Origin of the sequence: Azoarcus sp. KH32C, from assembly GCF_000349945.1 — a bacterium.
Classification (GTDB): domain Bacteria; phylum Pseudomonadota; class Gammaproteobacteria; order Burkholderiales; family Rhodocyclaceae; genus Aromatoleum.
Genome location: NC_020516.1, coordinates 2484371 through 2509589, shown reverse-complemented (window position 1 = coordinate 2509589; position 25219 = coordinate 2484371). Strand labels below are relative to the sequence as shown.

Genomic DNA, 25219 nt, shown 5'->3' with positions numbered 1-25219 from the left:
CGCCTGTTGCACCATCGCCCACCCTTCGCTTTCACCCGCCGCTCCGGCGGCCACGTCAGACACCCATGTTGCCCCCGATCGAACACCGCATCGCCAGCGAGCTCGCCGCACAACCCCGTCAAGTCGTCGCCGCCATCCAGTTGCTCGACGAAGGCGCGACCGTCCCCTTCATCGCCCGTTACCGAAAGGAAGTCACGGGCGGCCTCGACGACACCCAATTGCGCACGCTCGAAGAGCGCCTCGGCTACCTGCGTGAGCTCGAAGACCGCCGTGCGACGATCCTCACTTCCATCACCGAGCAAGGCAAGCTGACCGATGCGCTACGCGGCGAGATCCTGTCCGCCGACACCAAGCAGCGTCTCGAAGACCTCTACCTGCCCTACAAGCAGAAGCGCCGAACCAAGGCGCAGATCGCTCGCGAAGCCGGCATCGAGCCGCTCGCGCTGGCCTTGCTCGAAGATCCGAAGCTGACGCCCGAGACCGAGGCCAAACGCTACCTGAATGCCGACGCCGGCTTCCCGGACGTCAAAAGCGTGCTCGACGGCGCGCGCCAGATCCTGATCGAACGCTTTGCGGAAGACGCCGAACTGCTCGGCGCGCTGCGCACCTGGCTGCAGGACGAGGGCCTCGTCGCATCGACGGTCGTCGAAGGCAAGGAGAACGAAGGCGCGAAATTCCGCGACTGGTTCGATTTCCGCGAACCGATCGCAAGCGTCCCCTCGCACCGCGCGCTCGCGCTGCTGCGCGGCCGCAACGAAGGCGTCCTGCGTCTCGCACTGACCGTCGATCAGCCCGATCCCGACGCCCCGCATCCCTGCGAAAGCCGCATCGCCGCCCGCTGCGGCGTCCGCGACCAGGGCCGCCCGGCCGACCGCTGGCTGCGCGAGACCGTGCGCTGGGCCTGGAACGTGAAGATCTCGCTCCACCTCGAACTCGAACTGATGAACGAGCTGCGCGAACGTGCCGAAGAGGAAGCGATCCGTGTTTTCGCGCGCAATCTGAAGGACCTGCTCCTCGCCGCCCCCGCCGGCGCCCGCTGCACGATGGGCCTCGACCCCGGCATCCGCACCGGCGTCAAAGTGGCCATCGTCGACCGGACCGGCAAGCTTATCGATACCGCGACGGTCTACCCCTTCGAACCGCGCCGCGACGTCCAAGGCTCGCTCGCGACGCTCGCGATGCTCGCGAAGAAGCACAACGTCGAACTCGTGGCGATCGGCAACGGCACGGCATCGCGCGAAACCGACCGGCTCGTCGCCGACCTGATGCAGGCGATGCCGCAACTGGCCCTCACCCGCATCACCGTCTCGGAAGCCGGCGCGTCGGTGTATTCGGCGTCCGAACTCGCCGCGCGCGAGTTCCCCGACCTCGACGTGTCGCTGCGCGGCGCGGTGTCGATCGCCCGCCGCCTGCAGGATCCGCTCGCCGAACTCGTCAAGATCGACCCGAAGTCGATCGGCGTCGGCCAGTACCAGCACGACGTCAACCAGTCGCGCCTCGCCAAGAGCCTTGACGCGGTCGTCGAGGACTGCGTCAACGCCGTCGGCGTCGACGTGAACACGGCCTCGGTCGCGCTCCTGTCGCGCATCTCCGGCCTGAATGCGACGCTCGCCGCGAATATCGTCAGCCACCGCGATGCCAACGGCCCGTTCGCCACCCGCGACGCACTGAAGAAAGTCCCGCGCCTCGGGCCGAAGACCTTCGAGCAGGCAGCGGGCTTCCTGCGCATTCCAGCGGGCGACAATCCGCTCGACGCATCGGCGGTCCACCCGGAAGCCTATCCGGTCGTCGAACGCATCCTGGCGAAGGTTGCCAAGAACGTCCGCGAGCTGATGGGCAACGCTGCCTTCCTCAAGACCCTGCGCCCCACGGAATTCACCGACGAACGCTTCGGCCTGCCGACCGTGCAGGACATCCTCTCCGAGCTCGAAAAGCCCGGCCGCGATCCGCGCCCGGAGTTCCGCACCGCGTCCTTCCGCGATGGCGTCGAGACGCTTAAGGATCTCGCTCCGGGCATGATCCTCGAAGGCGTCGTCACCAACGTCACGAACTTCGGCGCCTTCGTCGATATCGGCGTGCACCAGGACGGCCTCGTTCATATCTCCGCCCTCGCCGACCGCTTCGTCAAGGACCCGCACAGCGTCGTCAAGGCGGGCCAGGTCGTGAAGGTCAAGGTCCTCGAAGTCGATCTCCCGCGTCAGCGCATCGCCCTGACGATGCGGATGGGCGACGAACCCGCAAGCGCTCGCCCGGCCCAGGCCCAGCAACGCGACGGCGCTCGCGGCGACCGACGCCCGTCGGGCGGAAATCCGCGCCGTGACGAACGCGGCGGCGCACGCAGCGAGCCGGCCGACGGCGCAATGGCCGCCGCGCTCGCACGCGCGATGCGCAAGTAATCCGCTGAAGGACATCAACGCCATGACGACCATCTACGGCATCAAGAACTGCGACACCATGAAGAAGACCTTCACGTGGCTCGACGAGCACCGCGTGAGCTACACCTTTCACGACTACCGCAAGGCCGGCATTGCGACAGAAACGCTCGCACGCTGGTGCGACAAGCTCGGCTGGGAAGCCCTCGTCAATACGCGCGGCACCACCTGGCGCAAGCTTTCCCCCGAACAGCAGGCCATCTCCGGCCGAGTGGACGCGATCGCGCTCATGGCAGCCAACACCAGCCTCATCCGGCGCCCCATCATCGAAACCGAATCCGGAGAGATCATCACCGGCTTCGACCCGCTCCGATTCGAACTGCTATTCGGAGCCACCGGAGTACAGGCATGAGCTCCCCGAAAAGCTACGTTCAAGGCTTCCTTCTCGAAAACCTCGACATCCGTGGATCCGTCGTGCGGCTCGACGACGTCTGGACGGCACTGCAGCACAACCGCAACTACCCGCCGCCCGTGGGCCGGCTGCTGGGGCAGATGAGCGCCGTCTCCGCCCTCATCACCGCGAACCTCAAGCAGGCGGGTCGCCTGATCTTCCAGATCCAGGGCAACGGCATCGTTCGACTGCTCGTCGTCGATTGCACGGAATCGCTCAACCTGCGCGCCTTTGCCGGCTACGAAGGCATCGTTCCGGCCGACACCGGCCTGCGCGCGCTCGTCGGCGACGGCATGCTTCAGCTCACGCTCGACATCGCGGGTCTCGACCAGCCTTACCAGAGCATCGTTCCTCTCGAAGGCGACAGCATCGCCGCCAGCTTCGAGCACTACCTGGCGCAATCCGAGCAGCAGCCAGCCGGTCTCTGGCTCGCCTGCACCGGGGATCGTGCCGCGGCCCTGTTCCTGCAAAAGCTCCCCGGTGCCGATGCACGCGACGCGGACGGCTGGTCGCGCATCCATCAACTCGCCCAGACCGTCAAGGACGACGAGCTGCTGCAGCTCGAACCGGAAACACTGCTGCTCCGCCTGTTTGCCGAAGAGGACGTGCGCCTCTTCGATCCACGGCCCGTGATCCATCACTTCCCGCCTGATCGCGACAAGGTCATCGCGATGCTGCGCTCGATCGGCGAAGACGAGGTTCGGAGCATTCTCGAAGAGCATGGCGAACTCGTGATCCGTGACGACCTCTCGAATCACGAATATCGCTTCGAGCCCGAGGAAATCGACGACTTGTTCAGCAATCCGCCGGCCCCGGACACGCCACCCACGCTGCATTGACCTCTTCGATGTGCCCTCGCAGCGGGACTGCGGGGACACGAAAAGCCTCCCGGCGGCACGGAATATCGCGGCAGCCTTGCCCGATTCCATGACGGTCAGTAAACTTTTGCTTTTTTTGGCTTTTCCGATTCCATGTCCGCACTGCCCGCCGACCGTTCCATCGAGTTCCGCAACGCCTCGCTGGGCGCCACCATCGCCCTGCTAAGAGAGAGCGAACCGGCACGCCTCGCGGACGCGATGCACCGCATGCTCGGTGGCATGCCCGACTTCTTCAGCGGCGAACCAGTCGTACTCGACTTCGCCGCCGTGGCGCAGTTCCCGGACCGGATCGACTGGACGGGCATCACCAGCCTGATGCGCCGTTACCAGCTCCAACCGATCGGCGTCCGCAACCTGCCGCCGGACCTCGCCCAAGCCGCGCGTATCGCCGGCCTGGCGCTCCTCGACGCCAGCGAACTGCGCGACCGGAAGAGCGCGCCGGCCCCGCAACAACGCGTCGAACAGCCCCCCGCGCCGCAACCGGCCCCTGCGCCAGCGCCAGCTCCCGCTGCAGCTCCAGCCCCCGTCGCGGCCCCCGCCGCGAACACCGTGTTCGTCGAACGCCCCCTGCGTTCCGGACAACAGGTCTACGCGCGCGGCGCGGACCTCGTGCTGCTCGCGGGCATGAGCAACGGCGCCGAAGTGATCGCCGACGGCAGCATCCACTGCTACGGCCCGCTTCTCGGTCGCGCCCTCGCGGGCGCGCAGGGCAACACCGCTGCCCGCATCGTCACCACCAGCTTCGGCCCGGAGCTCGTATCGATCGCCGGCATCTACCGGACTTTCGAACAGGGCGTTCCCGAAGCGGTCGCCGGCCGCACCGCCGTCGTGCGCCTGACGGGCAGCGGGAATGAACAAAAACTGGCTATCGAACATCTGCTGCTCGACTGAATGCACCCAACCATCAGGAAGGATCAACCGTGACCCGTGTCGTCGTCGTAACTTCTGGCAAGGGTGGTGTCGGCAAGACCACCACCAGCGCCGCCTTCTCCTCCGGACTCGCGCTACGCGGCTTCAAGACCGCGGTCATCGACTTCGACGTCGGCCTGCGCAACCTCGACCTCATCATGGGCTGCGAGCGCCGCGTGGTGTACGACCTCATCAACGTGCTCAACGGCGAAGCCAAGCTGACCCAAGCGCTCATCAAGGACAAGCACTGCGACAACCTGTTCGTGCTACCCGCGTCGCAGACGCGCGACAAGGACGCGCTCACCGAGGAAGGCGTCGAGAAGGTCCTCAAGGAACTCGAGCACATGGGCTTCGACTACATCGTCTGCGACTCGCCCGCCGGCATCGAGCGCGGCGCCGTGCTCGCGCTGACCTTCGCCGACGAAGCGATCGTCACGACCAACCCCGAAGTGTCCTCCGTGCGCGACTCCGACCGCATCCTCGGCATCCTGCAATCGAAGTCGCGGCGCGCGGCCGACGGCAAGGAGCCGGTCAAGGAACACCTTCTGGTCACCCGTTACTCGCCCAAGCGGGTCGAGGAAGGCGAAATGCTGTCCTTCAAGGACGTGCAGGAGCTGCTGCGCGTACCGCTGATCGGCGTGATTCCGGAATCGGAGTCGGTGCTGCAGGCCTCCAACCAGGGCACCCCGGCCATCCACTTGAAGGGCACGGACGTTTCCGAAGCCTACACCGACGTCGTCGCGCGTTTCCTCGGCGAAACCCGCGAGCTGCGCTTCGTCAATTACGAAAAGCCGGGGCTCATCAAGCGCCTTTTTGGAGGCAAGTGACATGTCGCTGCTGGCCCGCCTTTTCGGCGAGAAGAAAAAGACCGCGGAGATCGCCAAGAACCGCCTGTCCTTGCTCATTGCCCATGAGCGCAGCGGCGGGGCACCGAAGGCGGACTTCCTCCCGGCCCTTCAGCGCGAGCTGATCGAGGTCATCTCGAAGTACGTCGCGGTCAATCCGGACGACATCAAGGTGCAGCTCGACAAGCAGGACAACTACGAAGTCCTCGAAGTCAATATCGTCCTGCCCGAGCAGGGCCGCTGACGAAAGGCGTAAGGGCTCACAGGAGCGATCCCGGGAGCCCTTCGTCGCTTCTACCCTTCCGATTTTGCCTCGAGCAAGGCCGCTGCCGGCACGCCCACACGGACGTTGCCCCATTGGCGCTCGCCGATCATGATCGGCATCGCAATATCGCACAGGATCTCGCCGGTATCGCGCAGGTAAGTCTGCAGCAATAGCGGCTCGCGGTTCTTCGCGGCGCGCAGCTCGGCGGGAGTCTCGAACTTGCGGCAGGTCCGGTTGCCGACAAGATCGACGTCCCGATTGCCGGTCAGCGGCTTCGAAAACTTCAGGTTGTGCGCGGCCAAGTAGCTGTCGTTATTCACCGCCACGGCAAAGGCGGCACCCGGAACCGAACCGACGCAATCCTCCATGATCTGCTGGCAGCGGCGGCCATACTCGTTACCCCAAGACACGCGGTATTTTTGCGGATCGGTATTCGGGATCGGCTCGTAACGCCGGTCGAAGACGTCCACATTCGCGTTGCGCATCTCTGTCAGTTGCGTCTGGATTGCATCCCGGAAGAGTCGGGTGCGTTCGACTGCACGGTCGAACGCACCCTTGCCGATCTTGAAGCGCGACACCAACTCCTGGACCGATTCCGTCGCGCGTGCGAGCTTCAGCGACGATTCCTCCGACTCGCTCATGTGCTGCGCGACGATACCCGAGAGATCGTGAATCGCATTCACGTTGTCATGGACCTGGGCATTGGTCGCGGACAGTTCCTCCATCGCCGCAGCGATCTGCAGCAACTGCTCGCCGGTAGTCTCGAATTCCCCGACCATGTGTTCGAACTGCGTCGCCGAGCGACCGACCACTTCGCGCGCCTGCAGCATGTCGCTGTTGATCACTTCGTTTTCTGCGCGGGTGTTCATCACCCGCGTGATCATGCCGTCGATGTTGCCCGTAATCTCGACCGCAGCCGTGTTCACGCGCTCCGCAAGCTTGCGCACCTCGTCGGCGACCACCGCGAAGCCGCGTCCCGCCTCGCCCGCCCGTGCCGCCTCGATTGCGGCATTCAGCGCCAGCAGGTTCGTCTGATCTGCAATCTCGCGGATCAACGACGCAATCTCCTTGACGCTCACCGAGCGCTTCGAAAGATCATCCACCGTCGAATTGAAGCGCACGACTTTTTCGCTCACCGCATTGATCTTGTCCGCGATGTCGCGCATCTCGTCGAGAGACTCACGGGCGATATCGAGGTTCTTTGTCGTCGACGACGAAATCTGCTGCGTGCTCGCCGAGACACTCTCGATTGCAGCGGTGGACTCCACGCTCGCGCTGAAGACCACTTCCGTCATTTGGCCCTGCTGACGGGCGTCGGCCGCGGAACTCTCGACACGGGATTTGACCAGCACCGCATCGCGCGCAATATTGACGCTTGCGGTGCGTACATCGCTGATGACTTGGCGCATCTTCTCGGCAAAAAGGTTGTAGCTTCTAGCCAAGTCCCGCAGCTCGTCATGCGTCACGAGCGGCAGATTGCGCGAGAAATCACCCTCTCCGCGCGCGATTTCGTTGAAGACGCCAGTGATGATGCGCACCGGCCGAACGATCAGGTGCCGGATGAACAGTATCTGGCCGACATTGAGACACAAGGCAATGATGGTCAGCGCCGCCAGCAGATAGACACCGCCGTCGAGGACGCCGATCACTTGCTGAACGAGCTCCGGCGCTACTTTGCCCTTCGCGAGCAGCTCGCGGACGTCGCGCTCCCGGTCGATATAGATGCCAACGTATACAACGTCGATGAAAAACAGCAGCAGGAAACTGGAAAGCTTCTTCGTCAGCGAATTCCAGAACAATTTTTCGACCGACTCGTACAGTCCGACATTGGTCTCCATGGTCTCTCCGGGGTAGGGGTATTTGTGTGCTTTATCGGGCATCCTAGCCGAAGACTTGAGCGCCTCGTAACCGATTCTCGATTATTCAGTTTCCGACCGTCAGTTCAGGATGGATTTGCCCGAGCATCCTTGACATGCCACAATTATCTTTTTGCCGTATCCCTACGATTCATGAGCGATCAGAACAATAGCGCCCTCGTCCCTCAAGACGAGAACCACATTATCGCCGAGCGCCGCGAGAAGCTGGCCGCCTGGCGCGCCTCCGGTCGCGCCTACCCGAACGACTTCTCCCGCGAGAACACTGCCGGCAAGCTCGATGAACTGTACGGAGACAAGGAAGCCGAGGCCCTTGAAGCGACGCCGATCGAGGTGCGCGTGGCGGGCCGCATCATGCTCAAGCGCGTGATGGGCAAGGCGAGCTTCATCACGATCCAGGACATCTCGGGCCGCATCCAGCTCTACGTCACGCGCGACGCGGTGGGCGAGGACGTCTACGCAGAATTCAAGCACTGGGACATCGGCGACATCGTCGGCGCCGCCGGCACGCTGTTCAAGACCCGCACCGGCGAACTGTCGGTCAAGGTCACCGAACTGCGCCTGCTGACCAAGAGCCTGCGCCCTCTGCCGGACAAGTTCCACGGTCTGACCGACGTCGAGCAGAAGTACCGGCAGCGCTACGTCGACCTGATCATGAGCGAGCAGACGCGCTTCACCTTCGTCGCGCGCAGCCGCATGGTGCAGTCGATTCGCAACTACATGGTCAACCACGGCTTCCTCGAAGTCGAGACGCCGATGATGCACCCGATCCCCGGCGGCGCATCGGCCAAGCCCTTCGTGACCCACCACAACGCGCTGGACATGGAACTGTTCCTGCGCATCGCGCCGGAGCTGTACCTCAAGCGGCTCGTCGTCGGCGGCTTCGAGAAGGTCTTCGAGGTCAACCGGAACTTCCGTAACGAAGGTCTCAGCCCGCGCCACAACCCCGAATTCACCATGATGGAGTTCTACGAGGCCTACGCGGACTACCGCAGCCTGATGAACTTCACCGAGGGCCTACTGCGTCAGGCCGCGCGCGAAGCGCTCGGCACCGAAGTCTTCGTCTATCAGGGGCGTGAGCTCGACCTTTCGAAGCCCTTCGCGCGCCTGACCATCGTCGAAGCCATCCGCAAGTACCACCCGGGCTTCTCGGTCGAACAGCTAAACGATGCCGAATGGCTGCGCAAGAAGCTCAAGGATCTCGGTGCGGAAGCGCGTGAGCGCGCCGGGCTGGGCTCGCTGCAACTGCTGATGTTCGAAGAGACCACCGAGGCGCAGCTCTGGGAGCCGACCTTCATCATCGACTATCCGGCTGAAGTCTCTCCGCTTGCGCGCCGCAACGATGAGAACCCGGAGATCACGGAGCGCTTTGAGCTCTTCATCGTCGGGCGCGAGATCGCCAACGGCTTCTCCGAGCTGAACGACCCGGAAGACCAGGCCGCTCGCTTCCTCGAGCAGGTCAAGGCCAAGGAAGCCGGTGACGAGGAAGCCATGTATTTCGACGCCGATTACATCCGCGCTCTGGAATACGGCCTGCCTCCGACGGGCGGCTGCGGAATCGGCATTGACCGCCTGGTCATGTTGCTCACCGACAGCCCGAGCATCCGCGACGTGATCCTGTTCCCGCAGATGCGAATGGAATAAACGGTCCAGTTTTCAGGACACCCGGGCGCCGCAAGGCGCCCGGTTCTTTTCAGGACCAGGATCGACCGCCCATGCCGATCGAACCCGCCCGGCTGAGCTTCACCGACGACGGCACGCCGCAATCCGAAGCGTACGGTGACATCTACCATTCCCGCGATGGCGGTCTGGAACAATCGCACCACGTGTTCCTTACCGGCAACGGTCTCCCCGAACGCTGGCAGGGCCGCGAGCAGTTCACGGTCCTCGAGACCGGTTTTGGCTTGGGCCTCAACTTCCTTGCAACCTGGAACGCGTGGCGACAGGACGAGCAACGTTGCGGACGCTTGCACTATGTTTCGGCCGAACTCCACCCCTTCACGCGCACCGACCTGGCGACGCTCCATGCACGGTGGCCGGAACTGGCCCCGCTTGCCGAAGAGTTGCAGGCCCAGTGGCCGGCGCTGACGCCCGGCTTTCACCGCCTCCATCTCGGCGAGGGACGAGTCGTCCTGACGCTCCTCTTCGGCGACGCCCGCACGCTGCTGCCGCAGCTCGTCTGCCAGGCTAACGCCTTCTACCTCGACGGTTTTTCGCCGGCCGCGAACCCCGAGCTTTGGTCGGAAGATCTGCTGCAGCTCCTGCCGCAGCTGGCCGCCCCGGGCGCCACGCTGGCGACCTGGTCCGTATCCGGCCCAGTCCGGCGGGCACTCGCCGCGGCCGGCTTCGAATGCGAAAAGACGCCGGGATTCCGGGGAAAACGTGAAATGCTGCGGGCGAGTTTCCCCAAATCGGGGAGTGCCGATCGCGCCGTGGAAAGCGCTCGGCGTCACGCGTTCGTGCTCGGTGCGGGCCTCGCGGGCAGCAGCATCGCCTCCCGCCTGGCCGAATACGGATGGCTCGTCGATGTCGTCGACGGTGCCCCCGGGCCGGGCCACGGCGCATCGGGAAACCTGGCTGGCGTGCTCCGCCCGCTGCCGAGCCTCGACGACAATCGCCTCGCCCGCATCACCCGCGCCGGCGCACTCTATGGGCTCCGCCACCTCGCCCGCCTCTCTGCCCAGGGCCTCGACGTCCGCTGGGATGCATGCGGCGTGCTGCACCTCGCGCGCGACCCTGTTCACGAGAACAAGCAACGCAAGGTGGTCGAGGCACACAGTCCTCCTTCCGACTACCTCCGTTTCGTCGATTCGGACGAGGCGTCCCGGCTCGCGGGCTGGCCCTTACCCGTGGGTGGATGGTGGTTTCCCGGCGGCGCGTGGGTCAATCCGCCGAGCCTGTGCGCTGCCAATCTGGCCTCCCGCCCGTCCCGCATTCGTTGCCACTACGGCCACAGCGTCGAGCGGCTCGAGCGGGTCGGCGACGAATGGGTCGCCTACGACGCCTCGGGCAAACCGGTCGCCGCGGCGCCGGTCGCAATCCTCGCGAATGGCGTCGGGGTGCGCGGTATTGCACAAGCTGCGGCACTTCCGGTGCGCAGTGCGCGTGGCCAGGTGACGCATCTCGCCGGAGGTGCGGGTAGCGCACCCAAGGTCGTCGTCTGCCGGCTCGGCTACGTCAGCCCGGCGATCGACGGTATCCGCTGCGCAGGCGCCACATTCTCCGTCAACGACGACGCCGCCGCCCTGCGCGACGCCGACCACAAGGAGAACCTCGCAAAGCTGGACTTCATCCTGCCCGGTTTTGCGTCGCTGCAACAGCTCGCCGATCCGGCAGGCCGAGTCGGCTTCCGCCCCGCCTCACCGGACCGGCTGCCTATGGTCGGGGCCCTGCCGTCCGTGATCGCGATCGAGCGAGGCACTGCTCTCACGGCAATCCCGCGCCACCCGGATTTGCACACCATCGAAGGTTTCGGGGCCCGCGGCCTCGTGTGGGCGGCACTTGCCGGAGAGCTGCTTGCGAGCAGCTTGTCGGGCTCTCCCCTGCCCCTTGAACGCGACCTCGTCGACGCGCTGGATCCGGCTCGCTTTCTTCTGCGTCCAATCAAACATCCTATAATGGATGAATAGACTCAAAGCGCCGAGCGCTCGGCCCGCATACACTATTCCGGGTATAGTTGTGCTGCCCAGCGATCGGTATGATCGGCCACGATCCAAGGCGGGACGTGCGCTTCGGGAAAATCCGAGACGAATTCATGGCTGGTCATTTCATGACAAATGACAGTACTTTTCCACTCGCGATAAAAAGACAACGGTATCGCCGCCCAATCTACTAAAATGAAAGCGGGAATGCTGATCCGCGCTGACAGGTGCCACATTTGTACGGGCTCCCCAACACGTCCCCGTAGTGGGGGAAGCGGCACGTGCGACTAAGAGGCCGAGTTGCACCCTCAGGACGCAACGACAGCGAGTTTGCCATGAGCCAGGATTTACGCCTCCATTACGATGTGGAAGCCGCATTGCGAGCAAGCGAGGCGCGTTTGCGCGAAGCGCAGGCGGTGGTCCGCATGGGCGACTGGGAGCTCGATCGCAAGACCGGTGTAATGAACTGGTCACCCGAGTTGTTCAAACTCTTCGAACGTCCGCTCGAACTCGGGACTCCCGATCTCAACGAAGTCCTCGGCTATTACTCCCCCGAATCGATCAACCAGACCCGCGACACCTTTTGGCGGGTCATCGATTCCGGGGAGCGGGAAGAGTTCGAGCAAACGGTTTGGCTGCCCTCGGGTGCGGAACGCTACCATGCGACGACGATCGTACCGGTCAAGGACGCCGACGGTTGTGTGTACAAGTTGTACGGTACGACGCAGGATGTGACTGCGCGCAAGTTGGTAGAACAAGAGTTGCGCAGGCAGACTCGAGAGATCGCCGATCTTTATGAAAATGCGCCCTGCGGCTACTACTCGCTCGACGCCGAAGGCTCCATCATCCGCATCAATGACACGCAACTGCGCTGGCTCGGCTTCACGCGAAAGGAAGTCATCGGCCGCATGAAGGCCGCGGATCTCTTCAGCGCCCCCAGCCGAGCACTATTCGAGCAGGTCTTCCGCGTGTTCAAGCGAAACGGGGTACTCCGCAATATGGAGCTCGACCTGCTGCGAAAGGACGGCTCAGTGCTACCGGTACTGCTCAGCTCTACCGCGATCTTCGAGGCCGACGGCAGCTTCGTAGCCAGCCGTACCGTCGTTTCCGACAATTCCGACCGCAAGCAGCTCGAACTCGAGCGTTCGGCACACGCAACACGCATCACGGAACTCTCACGACACATGGTCGAGGTCCAGGAGCACGAGCGGCGCAAGCTCGCATCGGAACTTCATGACCACGCCAGCCCGAACCTCGCCGCGCTGCGCCTCACACTGGACAACCTGGCGGAGGCGCTGCCACCGGAAGTGCGGGAAGACCTGCAGCCCCTGCTCGACGACGCGAACGGCCTGCTGCTCGACACCACCAACGGGATTCGCGACATCTGCACGAATCTGCGTCCGGCGGCGCTAGACTACGCGGGACTGGTACCCGCGCTGCACGACTACACCCAGCACTTCAGCCAGAGAACCGGCGTCCGTGTTGGCCTCGATACCGCGAGCTTCGATGTGCAACTCGCTCCTAACATACAGTCGCTCCTGTTCCGCATCGTGCAGGAGGCCCTGACGAACTGCGCCAAGCATGCGAAGGCGCGTTACGTGCGCGTACGCCTGGCGAATTGCACAAGCCAGGTCATGGCGCAGATTTCCGACGACGGGGTCGGCTTCGATCCGAAACAACTTGCCGACAGCGACACAACCCACGGTATCGGCCTCATCACGATGCGCGAGCGGGCCGAATTCGCCGGCGGACGCTTTACCATCATGTCGCGCCCCGGCGCCGGCACCGAAATCACCGTCGTCTTCGAACACGACTCCGGTACCGTGCGCCAACGTCCAACAACCCACTCCCCAGCTACTCCGACCGACGACTTGCTCTCGGCGGGAGGAAGACAACCATGAGCCCACCTATCCGAGTCATTCTTGCCGACGATCACCGCATGTTCCTGCATGCTCTGCGCGCCTTGCTCGACCGTGAACCGGAAATCGAGGTCGTCGGAGTCGCCGGCAACGGCGACGAACTGTTGACGCTTGCTCGCAATCATCCGGTCGATATCGCCTGCATCGACATTGCAATGCCCTTGATGAACGGAATCGAAGCCACGCGACGTCTGCTTGCGCTGCGACCCGGAATCGGCGTAATCGGCCTGTCGGCATTTTCCGACCGGCAGTTCGTGCTCGACCTGCTCAACGCGGGCGCCCGGGGCTACGTCACCAAGGCCGAGGCCGGCGAGGAGTTGCTGCGCGCGATCCAGACAGTACGCCAGGGCAAGACCTATCTGTGCCCGGACGTTGCCGCGACCGTCACAAATGCCCTTCTCTACAACGCAACCGGGGACAACACGACGCCACGCATCACCGCGCGCGAACGCCAAGTGCTGCAACTCATCGCCGAAGGCCACACCTCAGCCCGCATTGCGGACCGGCTCCATCTGGCGGCCTCCACGGTGGAGGTCCATCGCCGGAACATCATGCGAAAACTCGATGTGCATAGCGTCGCCGAGCTGACGAAATATGCCATTCGCAATGGCATCACGTCGATTTCGGACTGACAACTCGGCTGCGCCGGCATACCCTATAGCCGGTATGCCAAAACACGCTGAACGGTGTATGTGCGAGCGACTCGTATCAACGTAGCATTTCAGAATAGCAGTTCCAATTCCCGGAGCGACGCAGTCCGGCCGCCGCGTTTCCCACATCCATCAGTCAGAGGACCAATGCATGAACACCCTCGTGTCACCCCAGCAGATCGCCAACGCAGCCACCGGTAACATTTCCGCTTTCCAGTCGCTCGCCGACATCCTCCTGAATGCCTCCGGCCAGCTGATGGCGCTCAACTTCGACGCTGCCCGAAATCTGTGCGTCAATGTGTCAGCCGTCACGCCGGTTATCGAAGGCGAACTGCGTGATCAACTGGCCTCCGGCATGGGCGTACAGGCCAAGTCGATCGAGCAGACTGTCGAGTACTTCAACAACATCAACGGCCTGCTTGTTCGCACCCAGGGCGAACTGGCGGATTTCGGGATGCGTCAACTCAACGATGCCTCGCAGAACGTTGCCGATGCGCTGGAGCAGTTCGCCGGAGCGGCACCGGCGGGCACTTCGGATGTGATCAGCGCAGTGAAGTCGGCGGTGAGCAATGCCACCGCGACGTACGAGAATTTCGTCAAGAAAACGCGCAGCCTCACTGAAACGAACCTCGCTGCGGCAGCCAATGCGCTGCAGCCCGTGTTGGCCGCCACGGCCGGCAAGTCTAGCAAGAAGGCCGCCTGACAGGCAGCTTGAGCCCTACACCCCGGCGGGAGAAAGCAGACCCACCGCCCCGCCGGGCAACCGTATTCAGCCCGAACTCAGACGCTTCTCGAAGTCCGGAAGCGGGAGAGGCTTGCTGAAGAAATAGCCCTGGTAGTAGTTGCAGCCGTGGATAGCCAGGAAGTTGCGCTGCGCGTCCGTTTCAACGCCTTCCGCGATCACGTCCAGCCCCAGGCTCTGTCCCAGCGCAATGATGGTGCGCACGATGGCGGCATCGTTGGCGTTGGCCAGCACGTCCCGCACAAAGGACTGGTCGATCTTCAGTTGCTCCAGCGGCAGACGCTTCAGGTATGAAAGGGACGAAAATCCTGTCCCAAAATCATCCAGCGAAAAACGAATTCCCCGCGCTTTGAGCGCCACCATCTTGTCGACGACGACGTCGATATTTTCCAGCAGCGTGCTTTCCGTCAGTTCGAGCTTGAGATTTGCCGGATCCGCCCCCGTCGCACCCACCACCTCAAGCACTTCCTGGACGAAATCGGGCTGCTGGAACTGCCTCGCGCTGACGTTGACCGCCAGCAGCAAGTGGCGGGTCGCAGGATCGGTCTCCCAGGCTTTCAGCTGTCGGCAGGCGGTCTCCAGCACCCAACGGCCGATCGGCAGGATCAGGCCCGTCTCTTCGGCCAACGGAATGAAGGCCGCCGGCGAGATCAGTCCCCTCTCCGGGTGGCGCCAGCGGATCAGCGCTTCCGCACCGAAGACGTGGCCAGCGCTGTCCACCTGCATCTGATAGTGCAGTTCGAGTTGGTCGGGCAGCGCCTTGCGCAACCATGATTCCATTCGGACGCGCTCTTCCAGCGCCGCCTGCATGCTGGCATCGAAGAAGTGGATCTGGTTGCGGCCAGTGCGCTTGGCCTGGAACATCGATGCGTCAGCGAGCTTCAGCAACTCTTCCACGCTCGTTTCGCCGGCGCTGAACAGGCTGATGCCGATCCGGGACGTCCCGACGTATTCCTGGCCAGCCAGATCGATCGGCAGCCCGATCGCATCGTGAATCCTCTTTGCGACCTCCCTCGCCTGCATCGCAGCCGGATCCCGCTCGGTGCTCAGTCCCTCCAGCACCACCGCGAATTCGTCGCCGCCCAGGCGCGCCACCGTGTCTTCGCCATGCACGCAGGTCCTGATCCGGCGCGAAACCCCGACAAGCAGTTCGTCCCCGACTTCGTGGCCGCGCGTATCGTTGAGAGCCCGGAAGTCGTCGAGATCGATGAAGAGGATCGCGCCGTGATGCCTCTTGCGCTTGCCGGACAAGACGGTCTGCTTGAGACGGTCGAGGAGCAGGCGTCGATTGGGGAATCCGGTCAGGGCGTCGTAAAAGGACAGGTTGTGGATCAGCTCTTCGGCCTGCTTGCGCTGCAAGATGTCGATGAAGGATCCGACGTAATGGGTGACCGTGCCGGCCCGGTCGACGACTTCGGAAATGCTCAACCAGGCGGGAAAGGTTTCGCCGTTCTTGCGGCAGAGCTGGATTTCGCCTTGCCAAAGGCGGTTACGGCTCAAATCGCTGCAAATGGCGTTCCACAGGATCGGATCCTGCCGGCCCGATTGGAGCATATCGGTATTCTTTCCGACCGCTTCGTCGGCACAGTAACCCGTCACCGCGGTGAAGGCCTGATTCACTCGGAGAATCGCGTGGTCGCGGTCGGTAATGAGCATTGCCTGCTGAGACTCGAAGGCCGTCGCAGCGATGCGAAGCTCCGCCTCGGCTTGCTTGTAATCCGTGACATCGCGGGAAATGCCGAAGACGCCGATCACATCCGAATCGCCGTCGCGCAGGACGCCTTTGGTGGCGAGGAAGACACGTTTGCCATCGGCCGTCTGAAGCGTACTTTCGTGGCTGATCACGCGATTCTCGGCGAGAACCCGCCGGTCGAACGCCATCAACCGTTCAGCCTGCTCCGGCGGAAAGATCTCGCGATCGTCCTTGCCCAGCACTTCCGCGGAAGACTTGCCGATGAACTCGCTCGCAGCGCGGTTGAACAGGAGGTAACGTCCTTGGGTATCTTTCGCAAAGATCGCGTCCGCCGAGCTGTCGGAAATTGCAGCGAGCAATTGCAGGGCTCGGCGCTTTTCGACTTCGGAGGCGATATGGCGCCGGTGGCTGTCCTGGATCTGGCCGACAAGGCGTCCGAGGAGGCCGAAGAGCAACAACGCGGTAATCGCCACGAACAGCCAGCCCTTGGCTACGCTGACCACGACGATGACCTCGGGGTTGGTGAACAGCAGGCCCAGGATCTTGTCCGAGAGCAGGATCCAGAGCGCAGCGAATGCCGAATAGGTCAGGACGATCCTGAAAACACCATTCTGCGCATCGGAGGTTGAGGGTTGCGGCGACATGGGACTCTTGTTCGGTCTTCGGGTCGTTACGGTCTACAGCCCGTTTGCGGCAGATTCGACGTCATTGCCTCGAATAATTTGATACATCTATTCAAGCATGATTGCCCAGGCCGCGTCGTCCGTATTCCTACGATTGTCGCGCCCCGAATTGTCAATTTATGCTTCGTCGGGGCGGCCGGAGGCTGAAGACGCCGTCCCTTTCTCGCGCTATGCGTATTCGGCGCGGGTGACGCAATTGCGTCCGCGATTCTTGGAGCAGTAAAGCGCCTTGTCAGCGGCCTCGACGAGTTGTTCCGTGGTCTCGATCGCCAGTTCCGGGTAGGCGGCGACGCCGAGACTGATCGTGACCTTCAGGCCGTCGACCACCATGTTCTCGACGTCAGTGCGGACCCGCTCGGCCACGCTGATCGCGCCGTCCATGTTGGTGTGCGGCAGGATGGCGAGGAACTCTTCGCCGCCATAGCGGCACGCGGTGTCGTACTTGCGCAGGCTGTCGTGGAAACTTTTGGCGACGCATTGCAGGACCCGGTCGCCCTGGTCGTGGCCGTAGGTGTCGTTGAATTTCTTGAAGTGGTCGATATCGAACATCATCACCGCGAACGGCGTGTTCGTCCGACTCGCGCGACTGAACTCGGTGGTCAGCACGTAATCCATGTGGCGGCGGTTGTAGAGGCCTGTGAGCGCGTCGGTCGTCGACAGGCGGCGAAGTTCCTCTTCGAGGCGCTTTTCCTCGGTAACGTCACGGATCAGCGCGGCCGAGCCGATCGCCAGGCCGTGCGCGTCCTGGATCATCGACACGTATACCTGGAACAGGCGGTTGTTATAGACCTTGATGATGTTTTCGTTCGAGGTCCGCTGCTTGAGCCACTTCTGCATTTCCTCGGGGTTGTCGAAGAGTTCGAGGAAGCCCTTCGCGATGATTTCCGCGGCAGTCTTGCTCAGCAGCCCTTCGGCGGCCGGGTTGACCAGCACCACGTTGCCGATACCGTCCGTCACGACGATCCCTTCATCGGCGCCGTGGATGATGGTCGTCAGCTTGTCCTGCTCGCGGCGCAGGCCTGCCTGGGTCTGACGGATCTCCGCGGTCATGACGTTGAAGATCCGTGCCATCTCCCCCAGTTCGTCGTTGCGGTGGATCTCCACGGTCTGCTCGAGATCGCCTTGGGAGATCTTCTGCATCCCGCTCATCAGCTGCTCGATCGGTCCGGTGACCGAACGCCGCAGCAGGTTGCCGGCGATCAGGATCGTGACGGCGAGCGTTGCGATCAAGGCAAGGAAGGAGTGCTTGCGCGAGGCGACGAGGCTGTCGTCGATTGCCGACAGCGAGGTCGTGAGCTGGATGACGCCACGCGTGCGCTTCGATGCGTGGCAGTCGCGGCAGTCCGCGGAGGTCTTGATCGGCGCCAGGAAGGTCAGCAGGCGCTGTCCCCCGTCCGACTCGTGGTAGTAAGAGACGATCTCGTTCGTGTCGAGCGCCTGGACCAGCCTTTCGTCGTTGCTCTGGAGGATCGGCGCGTGCTGCTCCTCCCTGCGCCGCTCGTAGCGTTCCTTTTCGAGCGTGATGTTGACCTGCTCGATGGTCTTGTTGTCCGTGAAGGCCTCGTGCCCGTCGTAACGGATGATCTTGAAATCCGTGATGTACGGAATGTTCTTGAAATGCCCGGTGAAGGAAATGGCGGCCTCGGTCGAGCCCGTCATCATGATCGCTTCGATGCCTTCGGCAATGCTGTTCGTCAGGACGGTGAGTGAATGTTCCCGCTCCAACAGGGCCGAACGTTCCTGCATCCAGCTGTGCAATCCGTCCGCAATGAGCATCGCGATGGAGATGGCGATGCTGACCGCGAGAATGATCTTGTGGCGAATCCGCAGATGGAAGAACTGCGGGAAAGCGAGCTTGCCTGAACGCATCGACGTCTCCGCCCGGGAGGCCGGCACTCCGTGGGACAGTAACTTTTGGTAACAGGAACCGGCAAGGCGCCAAGCATAACTGATCTACCACCAAAGGCTAGTGTGGACACATGCATTTGCAATGTGCGTCTACTCCATCCCCTGGGCCGAACGGGCAAGAGCCTGCTTGTAGACGTCCCGATCCGCCTCGGAAAAGCAGCAGAAAGTCACCTCGATCGGGGTCTTCAATCTGGGCAGCGTTTCGGCGACGGTTCGCAGCGCAACGGCCGCGGCAGCGCCCTTCGGATAGCCGTATACGCCGGTGCTGATCGCGGGAAAGGCGATCGAATGCAGGGCATGGGCGTCGGCGAGTTCGAGGCAGCGCATGTAGCAGCGCGCGAGCAGCGCCTCCTCGCCCCGCGAGCCGCCGTGCCACACGGGTCCGACGGTGTGGATGACATGGCGCGCGGGTAATCGGTAGCCCTTGGTGATCTTCGCGTCGCCGGTCGCGCAACCGTCCAGGGTACGACACTCGGCCAGTAGCTCGGGGCCTGCCGCGCGGTGGATTGCTCCGTCGACGCCCCCGCCGCCGAGAAGCGACTCGTTTGCCGCATTGACGATCGCATCGACCTTCAGCGTCGTGATATCCCCAACGATGATGTCCATTGCCTTTCCTCCTTCGATTGCTCCTGCAGATCCACTCCCGCTTATGACATTATCAGGCTTCCGTTTGACCGCCGCTCATGGAGCAAGGCTTTCAGGCCGAGCCCTACGTCATGCGCCGGCATCACATCGACTCGCCGGAAAGCGCCGTCACGGCTATCATCTGGCTGAACGGAATTGCATAGCCGAATACGGGGACCGGGTCACATGACACTGAAGGAAGGTTTGCAGACGCTTGAGAGTGCCGTCTTTCTGGCGCTGATCGTCATTGGCGTAACAGGTCTTTCGTGGTCTTTCTTCGAGCCGGACGGATTGCTTTCGCGCGTCCTCGGCGGCGTTTGGGATACGCAGACGCAGCACCCGATACTGATCGTGCCGACACTGATCGGATGCTACTTCGCGATCCGTGCCTTCCTCAACGGGGGCCTCGTGCCCGGCAAGGGAGGCTGGCCCGCCCAGCTGATGGTTTATCTGATGGTCGGGATCGGAATCTATTACAGCTACAAGTGGTTCGTCGCCTGATATCAGCCCAGCGCGCTGGCGACGAAGTGCCGCGCCACGCGGGTGCGGGGCACGCGGCCGGCGAACCAGCTGCGCACGTCCTCTTCCAGCCCGATACCGTGCATGTAGTTGTATAGCGCCTTGTTGAGCGCAATGCCAAGGCTGTCGTGATCGGCCCCGGTGGGGTCGATGAACTTCACGTCGTTGCGCGCGAATTTTCCTGGCGGCAGCGGCACGAGCGAGACGCCGTATTCCTCCGGATTCATGCCCACCGGCGAATGCACGGTACAGGCGAAGCGGTGGAAGAAGCCGGACTGGATGCAGCCGGCTTCGAAGAGCTGGCGGACGTATTCGAGGGCATCGACGGTGTCCTGCACGGTCTGCGTCGGGAAACCGTACATCAGGTAGGCGTGCACCAGGATACCGGCGTTCGTGAAGGCGCTGGTGACGCGTGCGACCTGGTCGACCGACACGCCCTTCTTCATCAACTTCAGCAGCCGGTCCGAGGCGACTTCGAGGCCGCCTGAGACGGCGATGCAACCGCTATCCGCGAGCAACTCGCAAAGTTCGGGCGTGAAGGACTTCTCGAAGCGGATGTTGCCCCACCACGAGATTGCGCGATTGCGGGCGAGCAGTTCCTGCGCGAGCGCCTTCAGCGCCTTCGGGGGGGCGGCCTCGTCGACGAAGTGGAAGCCCGTCTGGCCGGTCTCTTCGATGATCGCGTCGATGCGGTCTACCAGGGTTGCCGCGCTGGCGCCGTCATAGCGCGAGATGTAGTCGAGACTGACATCGCAGAAACTGCATTTCTTCCAGTAGCAGCCATGCGCGACGGTCAGCTTGTTCCAGCGCCCGTCCGACCACAGGCGGTGCATCGGATTGAGCATGTCCAGCACCGACAGGTAGCGGTCGAGCGGCAGGCCGTCCCAGGTCGGGGTGCCGACCTCGGCGAAGGCGACGTCCGCCTCGCCGATGTTCACGTAGCGAACCGCCCCGCTCTGTTCGTCGCGGAAGAAGGTGCGCACGAGCCGCGAGCGGGAGCGTCCGCCGCGCAGGTGGTCGAGCAGTGCGAGCAGGGGGCGTTCGCCGTCGTCGAGCGTGACGTAGTCGAAATGGTCGAAGACCCGCGGTTCGGCGAGTTCGCGCAACTCGGTGTTGACGAAGCCGCCCCCGAGCACGGTAACGATCGCCGGATCGTGGGCCTTGATGGCCTGGGCGATGCGGAAGGCCGCATAGACGGCGCCGGGGAAAGGCACGGAGAGGAGCACGAGTTGCGGCGCATGGCGGGCAATCGTCTGCAGGGTCAAGTCGCGCAGCGTTTCGTCGATCAGGTTGAGCGGCTCGGCAAGTGCCGTGGCGAGCGGATCGAAGCTCGCCTGGCTCTGCGCCAGCGACTCCGCGTAGCGGACGAATTCGAAGCGCGGATCGATGGCTTCGCGGACGACGTCGGCGAGGTCGTTGAGGTAGAGCGTCGCGAGGTGCCGGGCGCGGTCTTCGAGACCGAGCATGCCGAAGGCCCAGGCGAGCGGATCGCCGCCTTCAGGATCGATGTACACGTCCAGCGATTCGAAACGCGAACCCTCGGGCAGGAAATTGCGGCCGCAGATGCGGTGAGCGAGCGTGGAATCGCGCCCTTGCAGGAAGGCGACGACCGGTTCGACCGTGGCGCTATAGCGGTCGAAGCTCGCGAGGAAGGCATTCACGCGCGGACTGCGCTTGCGCTCGGGACACACTTCGGCACGAGCGCGAATGACGTCCAGGCCAGCACGGGAAAAGAGCTTGAGCACGAGCGCGAGGGCGAGGTCCTCCTGGACGGCGTCGATGCCGCGCGAGCGCAGAAAGCCCGTCAGGTAGGCGGTCGAGGGGTATGGCGTGTTGAGTTGCGTCATCGGCGGGATGACCGACAGGACGCGTGGGGACGATTGGGACATTGTTCTGCACTGCACTCGGGGCTCTATTTTAGCCCGGATACTTCACCGGACCGCCTCCTTCAGTGGAAGGTTCTGTCCGCCTTCAACGGGGCCAGCGACAGGCCCGTGCCGTCCCGCAGCAGTTGCGCGAAGGCCGCCGCCGGGAGCGGTCGGCTGAACAGGTAGCCCTGCATTTCGTCGCATCCGTGCCGACGCAGGAATTCGAGCTGGGCTTCGGTCTCGACGCCCTCGGCGATCACCGTCTGCTTCAGGCTGTGGGCGAGCGAGATCACCATCAGAGCGATGGCGGCGTCCTCGGCCGAGGTGGTCAGGTCCGCGACGAAGGACTGGTCGATCTTCAGGCTGTCGATCGGGAAGCGCTTGAGATAGTTGAGGCTCGAGTAGCCGGTGCCGAAGTCGTCGAGCGAGGTGCGCACGCCGAGCTTTCTGAGTTCACCCAATGTGACGATGGTCTTCTCCGGATTGTCCATCACGGCGCTCTCGGTCACTTCGAGCAGGAGTTGCCGGGCGGGGATGTCCGAGGCTCGCAGCGCATCTTCCAGCACCGCGAGAAGTTCTTCTTGCTGGAACTGCCGCGCCGAAACGTTGACGGCGAGGCTCACGTCGCCCAGTCCCTCCTCGCGCCAGGCCTTGAGCTGCTCGCAGGCCGCGCCGATTACCCATTCGCCGATCGGCACGATCAGTCCAGTCTCCTCGGCAACGGGAATGAATTCGCCCGGCGACACCATGCCGAGTTCGGGATGACGCCAGCGGATCAAGGCCTCGGCCCCCACGACCGATCCGCCGACGAGTTCGATCTTCGGCTGAAAGTACAGCTCCAGTTCCTTGCGCTCGAGCGCGCGGCGCAGTCCGTTCTCGATCTCAAGCCGCTGGAGCGTCCGCATGTTCATCTCGGGCGCGTAGAACTGGAAGCGGTTGCGCCCGATTTCCTTGGCCCGGTACATCGCCACATCGGCATTCTTGAGGAGGTTGGCGGCGCACGGCCCATCTCGCGGGTACAGCGAGACGCCCAGGCTGCAAGTCACGACCATGCTGCGCCCGGCAAGCATCATCGGCGCGCAAATGGTCTCGAGGAGCTTCGATGCAAGCATCACGGCGTCACTCTCGGCGCCAAGCTCCGGCATCACGATCATGAACTCGTCGCCGCCCAACCGTGCGACGGTATCGCCTTGTCGGACACTTGAAATCAGGCGCCGGGCCACCTCCTGGAGCAGGGTATCGCCTGCGGCGTGGCCGAGGCTGTCGTTGATCACCTTGAAGCGGTCAAGGTCGAGCAGCATGACGGCCACCGAGGAGCCGTTGCGTTTGGCATGGATCATCGTCTGCTGCAGCCGGTCGTTCAGCAGGTTGCGGTTCGCCAGCCCGGTCAGCGCATCGTGGTTGGCCTGCAGTTCGAGTTCGGCCTCGTAGCGCCGGCGGTCAGTGAGATCGTTGAAGATCGCGATGAAGTGCGAGACCTTGCCGGACGGGTCATGCATCGAGGCGAGCGAGATCTCGTTCCAGAACAGCGTGCCGTCCTTGCGGTAGTTGCGCAGGAGGACCCGTGCATCCGCACCCTCGCGAACCGCGTCCCGCAGCCGCTGAATATCCGGCTGATCCCAGTCGTCCCCCATCAGGAAGCGCGGATTGCGGCCGAGTACCTCGTCGGCCCGGTATCCCGTCATCGTCGTGAACGCGGGATTGACGTAGATGGTGGGGTTGTCGGCGTCGAGGTTCGCCTCGCTGATGACGATGGCGTTGATGCTTTCGTCGATTGCGCGGTTTCGCAGCCTGAGCGTCTCTTCCATCTGCTGCTGCAAGACGCGCGCGCGCAGTGCGTGCATGCCGAAGGCCACGTCGTCGGTCAGCTCGACGAGCAGTTCGACCTCGTCGGCGTCGAATGCATCGGTCTCGGCCGCGACGATACACAGCACGCCGAAGGTATTCGCCTCGTACTTGAGAGGCAGCGCTGCCGCCGCGTTGAAGCCGCGTTCCAGCGCCGCCTGACGCCAGCGGACAAGACGAGGATCGGTGGCGATGTCGTGGACGATCTGCGGCATGCGCGTGCGTACCGCCACGCCCGCGGGACCTTGCCCGAAGTCGTCGTCAGCCCAGGAGAAGCGGACGGTATCGAGAAAGCTGGCGTCGTCGCCGGCATGTGCGACGGTTTCGATCGTCCTCGCCGCATCCTTGCGCGCCAGCCCGACCCAGGCTGCGCCGTAGCCGCCGAGTTCGATCAGGAATCGGCACAGTTCCGCCAGCAAGTGGTTTTCGTCGGTCGCACGAACGAGCGACCGGTTGCATTCCGCCAGCACCTTGCGCGCGCGCAGCACGCGATGCAATTGTTGCTCGGTGCGCTGGCGCATCGCGACCTCGCGGGCGAGGTCGTCGGCCCGTCGCTCGAGTTGGCCGTACAGCTGCCAGTTCTCGTAGATGCGGCCAGCCTGCGCGGCATGTGCGCCCGAGACCCACTCGTCCTGCTCGGTGAATTCCGGCGCCCCCACTTTGTTGATCAGGCACACCCAGCCGAATACCGACAGCGCTGATGCGATCGGGGCGGCCACGCCGCAATGCACGGCCGGGAAGTCGCCGGGCAGGCCGATGCCGGCCGGGTTTCCGCCGGGGTTCGTGAAGCGGACGGGTCTGCGCTCGCGCAGCATGCGGCCGATCACCCCATGATCGAATGCGCATTCGTGAAGGCGGTCCGTTTCCTCGGGCGAAAGGCCGTAACCAAGAAACACGAGGCTTCGGCCATTGCTCCGTCCCTCGATGCTGAGTATCGCGTAGCGTGCGCCGGTCAGCTCGCGGGCGCCCTGGCAGGCCTTGTCCAGGAGCGCCCTCAAGTCACGCTCGGCGGAAAGCTGGAGATTGAGCTCGGTCAGCGCGGCGAGACGCTGGTTGGCATGTTCCAGCTCTTCGGCCTTGGCGGCCAGCTTGTTGGTCAGGACCCGTAGGTGCTCATTGTCGAATTCGCTGCTCGCCGGTTGAGGAGCCGGCTTGTGGCCGCCCGTCAGAGCCTGGTCAATGGCCCCCATAATCTCCTCGACCGGGCATGGCTTGACCAGGATGCGCGACACACCGAGGATGTTCGCCAGGTTCTGTGCCTCGCGCTCGTGGTAGTTGGCCGTGTAGAACATCACCTCCGTGTCTGCAATCGAGGGGTCCGCACGCAGCCGCCGGACGAATTCATACCCGTCCATCGTCGGCATCAGGATGTCGCAGATCACCAGATCCGGATGCTGAGCCTTCGCAATCGACAAGGCTTCCGCGCCATCGCCGGCCTCGATCGCTTCATGGCCGTCGTACCCCAGCAGGGTGACGATCAGCTCGCGATTCAGTGGGTGGTCGTCGACCACGAGTACCTTGGCCACGGGTACG

Annotated in this window: 19 protein-coding genes; 12 read left to right on the top strand and 7 right to left on the bottom strand. The window is 63.5% G+C overall.

Annotated features, from left to right (window positions below; translation table 11 throughout):
• The first annotated feature begins 65 nt into the window (after positions 1-65).
• The 6 genes from AZKH_RS10900 to minE all read left to right on the top strand — a co-directional run bounded on the left by AZKH_RS10900 (position 66) and on the right by minE (position 5699).
• Complete coding sequence (locus AZKH_RS10900; protein ID WP_015435826.1) at positions 66-2396, top strand: Tex family protein; 2331 nt, start codon at positions 66-68, stop codon at positions 2394-2396.
• A 22-nt stretch (positions 2397-2418) separates the two neighbouring features.
• Entirely contained in the window at positions 2419-2784 is a 366-nt protein-coding gene (locus AZKH_RS10895; protein WP_041657197.1) for an ArsC family reductase, read from the top strand.
• Positions 2781-3662 (top strand): Hsp33 family molecular chaperone HslO, encoded by an 882-nt coding sequence (locus AZKH_RS10890; protein WP_015435824.1) that lies wholly within the window; start codon positions 2781-2783, stop codon positions 3660-3662. The genes AZKH_RS10895 and AZKH_RS10890 overlap by 4 nt, the downstream gene beginning before the upstream one ends.
• Positions 3663-3794: 132 nt before the next feature.
• Entirely contained in the window at positions 3795-4592 is a 798-nt protein-coding gene (gene minC, locus AZKH_RS10885; RefSeq protein WP_015435823.1) for a septum site-determining protein MinC, read from the top strand.
• 29 nt (positions 4593-4621) lie between these two features.
• The gene (gene minD, locus AZKH_RS10880) at positions 4622-5437 is read left to right on the top strand and encodes a septum site-determining protein MinD (RefSeq protein ID WP_015435822.1); all 816 of its coding nucleotides are present in this window, start codon (positions 4622-4624) and stop codon (positions 5435-5437) included.
• 1 nt (position 5438) lies between these two features.
• A complete protein-coding gene (minE, locus tag AZKH_RS10875) occupies positions 5439-5699 on the top strand; it encodes a cell division topological specificity factor MinE (protein WP_015435821.1) in 261 nt (86 codons plus the stop codon).
• Between the two features lie 50 nt (positions 5700-5749).
• Here the strand turns inward: minE and AZKH_RS10870 are convergent, their stop codons facing one another.
• On the bottom strand, positions 5750-7558 hold the full coding sequence (locus AZKH_RS10870) for a methyl-accepting chemotaxis protein (protein WP_041656075.1): 1809 nt from the start codon (positions 7556-7558) through the stop codon (positions 5750-5752).
• 171 nt (positions 7559-7729) lie between these two features.
• Between AZKH_RS10870 and lysS the strand changes: the two genes are divergently transcribed.
• The gene (gene lysS / locus AZKH_RS10865) at positions 7730-9238 is read left to right on the top strand and encodes a lysine--tRNA ligase (RefSeq protein ID WP_015435819.1); all 1509 of its coding nucleotides are present in this window, start codon (positions 7730-7732) and stop codon (positions 9236-9238) included.
• Positions 9239-9309: 71 nt separating this feature from the next.
• Positions 9310-11223, top strand: a complete 1914-nt coding sequence (gene mnmC, locus AZKH_RS10860) for a bifunctional tRNA (5-methylaminomethyl-2-thiouridine)(34)-methyltransferase MnmD/FAD-dependent 5-carboxymethylaminomethyl-2-thiouridine(34) oxidoreductase MnmC (protein ID WP_015435818.1) — start codon at positions 9310-9312, stop codon at positions 11221-11223.
• A 32-nt stretch (positions 11224-11255) separates the two neighbouring features.
• On the opposite strand, the gene AZKH_RS27275 is transcribed toward mnmC, so the two are convergent.
• Positions 11256-11471, bottom strand: coding sequence for a hypothetical protein (locus tag AZKH_RS27275; protein ID WP_156822088.1), 216 nt, complete (start codon positions 11469-11471; stop codon positions 11256-11258).
• A gap of 99 nt (positions 11472-11570) precedes the next feature.
• Here AZKH_RS27275 and AZKH_RS10855 point away from each other — a divergent pair, with 99 nt between their 5' ends.
• From AZKH_RS10855 to AZKH_RS10845, 3 genes are all read left to right on the top strand, one after another.
• The gene (locus AZKH_RS10855) at positions 11571-13136 is read left to right on the top strand and encodes a PAS domain S-box protein (RefSeq protein WP_015435817.1); all 1566 of its coding nucleotides are present in this window, start codon (positions 11571-11573) and stop codon (positions 13134-13136) included.
• Complete coding sequence (locus tag AZKH_RS10850) at positions 13133-13786, top strand: response regulator transcription factor (protein WP_015435816.1); 654 nt, start codon at positions 13133-13135, stop codon at positions 13784-13786. The genes AZKH_RS10855 and AZKH_RS10850 overlap by 4 nt, the downstream gene beginning before the upstream one ends.
• A 169-nt stretch (positions 13787-13955) precedes the next feature.
• Positions 13956-14507 carry a phasin family protein gene (locus AZKH_RS10845; protein ID WP_015435815.1) on the top strand — a complete coding sequence of 184 codons (552 nt, stop codon included), beginning with the start codon at positions 13956-13958 and terminating at the stop codon, positions 14505-14507.
• 66 nt (positions 14508-14573) lie between these two features.
• Here the strand turns inward: AZKH_RS10845 and AZKH_RS10840 are convergent, their stop codons facing one another.
• The 3 genes from AZKH_RS10840 to AZKH_RS10830 all read right to left on the bottom strand — a co-directional run bounded on the left by AZKH_RS10840 (position 14574) and on the right by AZKH_RS10830 (position 19436).
• On the bottom strand, positions 14574-16883 hold the full coding sequence (locus AZKH_RS10840; RefSeq protein WP_015435814.1) for a bifunctional diguanylate cyclase/phosphodiesterase: 2310 nt from the start codon (positions 16881-16883) through the stop codon (positions 14574-14576).
• Positions 16884-17090: 207 nt separating this feature from the next.
• On the bottom strand, positions 17091-18791 hold the full coding sequence (locus AZKH_RS26330; protein WP_015435813.1) for a diguanylate cyclase: 1701 nt from the start codon (positions 18789-18791) through the stop codon (positions 17091-17093).
• A 129-nt stretch (positions 18792-18920) separates the two neighbouring features.
• Positions 18921-19436 (bottom strand): O-acetyl-ADP-ribose deacetylase, encoded by a 516-nt coding sequence (locus AZKH_RS10830; RefSeq protein WP_015435812.1) that lies wholly within the window; start codon positions 19434-19436, stop codon positions 18921-18923.
• Between the two features lie 204 nt (positions 19437-19640).
• Between AZKH_RS10830 and AZKH_RS27465 the strand changes: the two genes are divergently transcribed.
• Complete coding sequence (locus AZKH_RS27465; protein WP_015435811.1) at positions 19641-19955, top strand: hypothetical protein; 315 nt, start codon at positions 19641-19643, stop codon at positions 19953-19955.
• A gap of 2 nt (positions 19956-19957) precedes the next feature.
• Here AZKH_RS27465 and AZKH_RS10820 read toward each other — a convergent pair whose 3' ends face one another.
• A complete protein-coding gene (locus AZKH_RS10820) occupies positions 19958-21862 on the bottom strand; it encodes a B12-binding domain-containing radical SAM protein (RefSeq protein ID WP_015435810.1) in 1905 nt (634 codons plus the stop codon).
• A gap of 59 nt (positions 21863-21921) precedes the next feature.
• Positions 21922-25212, bottom strand: a complete 3291-nt coding sequence (locus AZKH_RS10815) for an EAL domain-containing protein (RefSeq protein ID WP_015435809.1) — start codon at positions 25210-25212, stop codon at positions 21922-21924.
• Positions 25213-25219 lie beyond the last annotated feature (7 nt).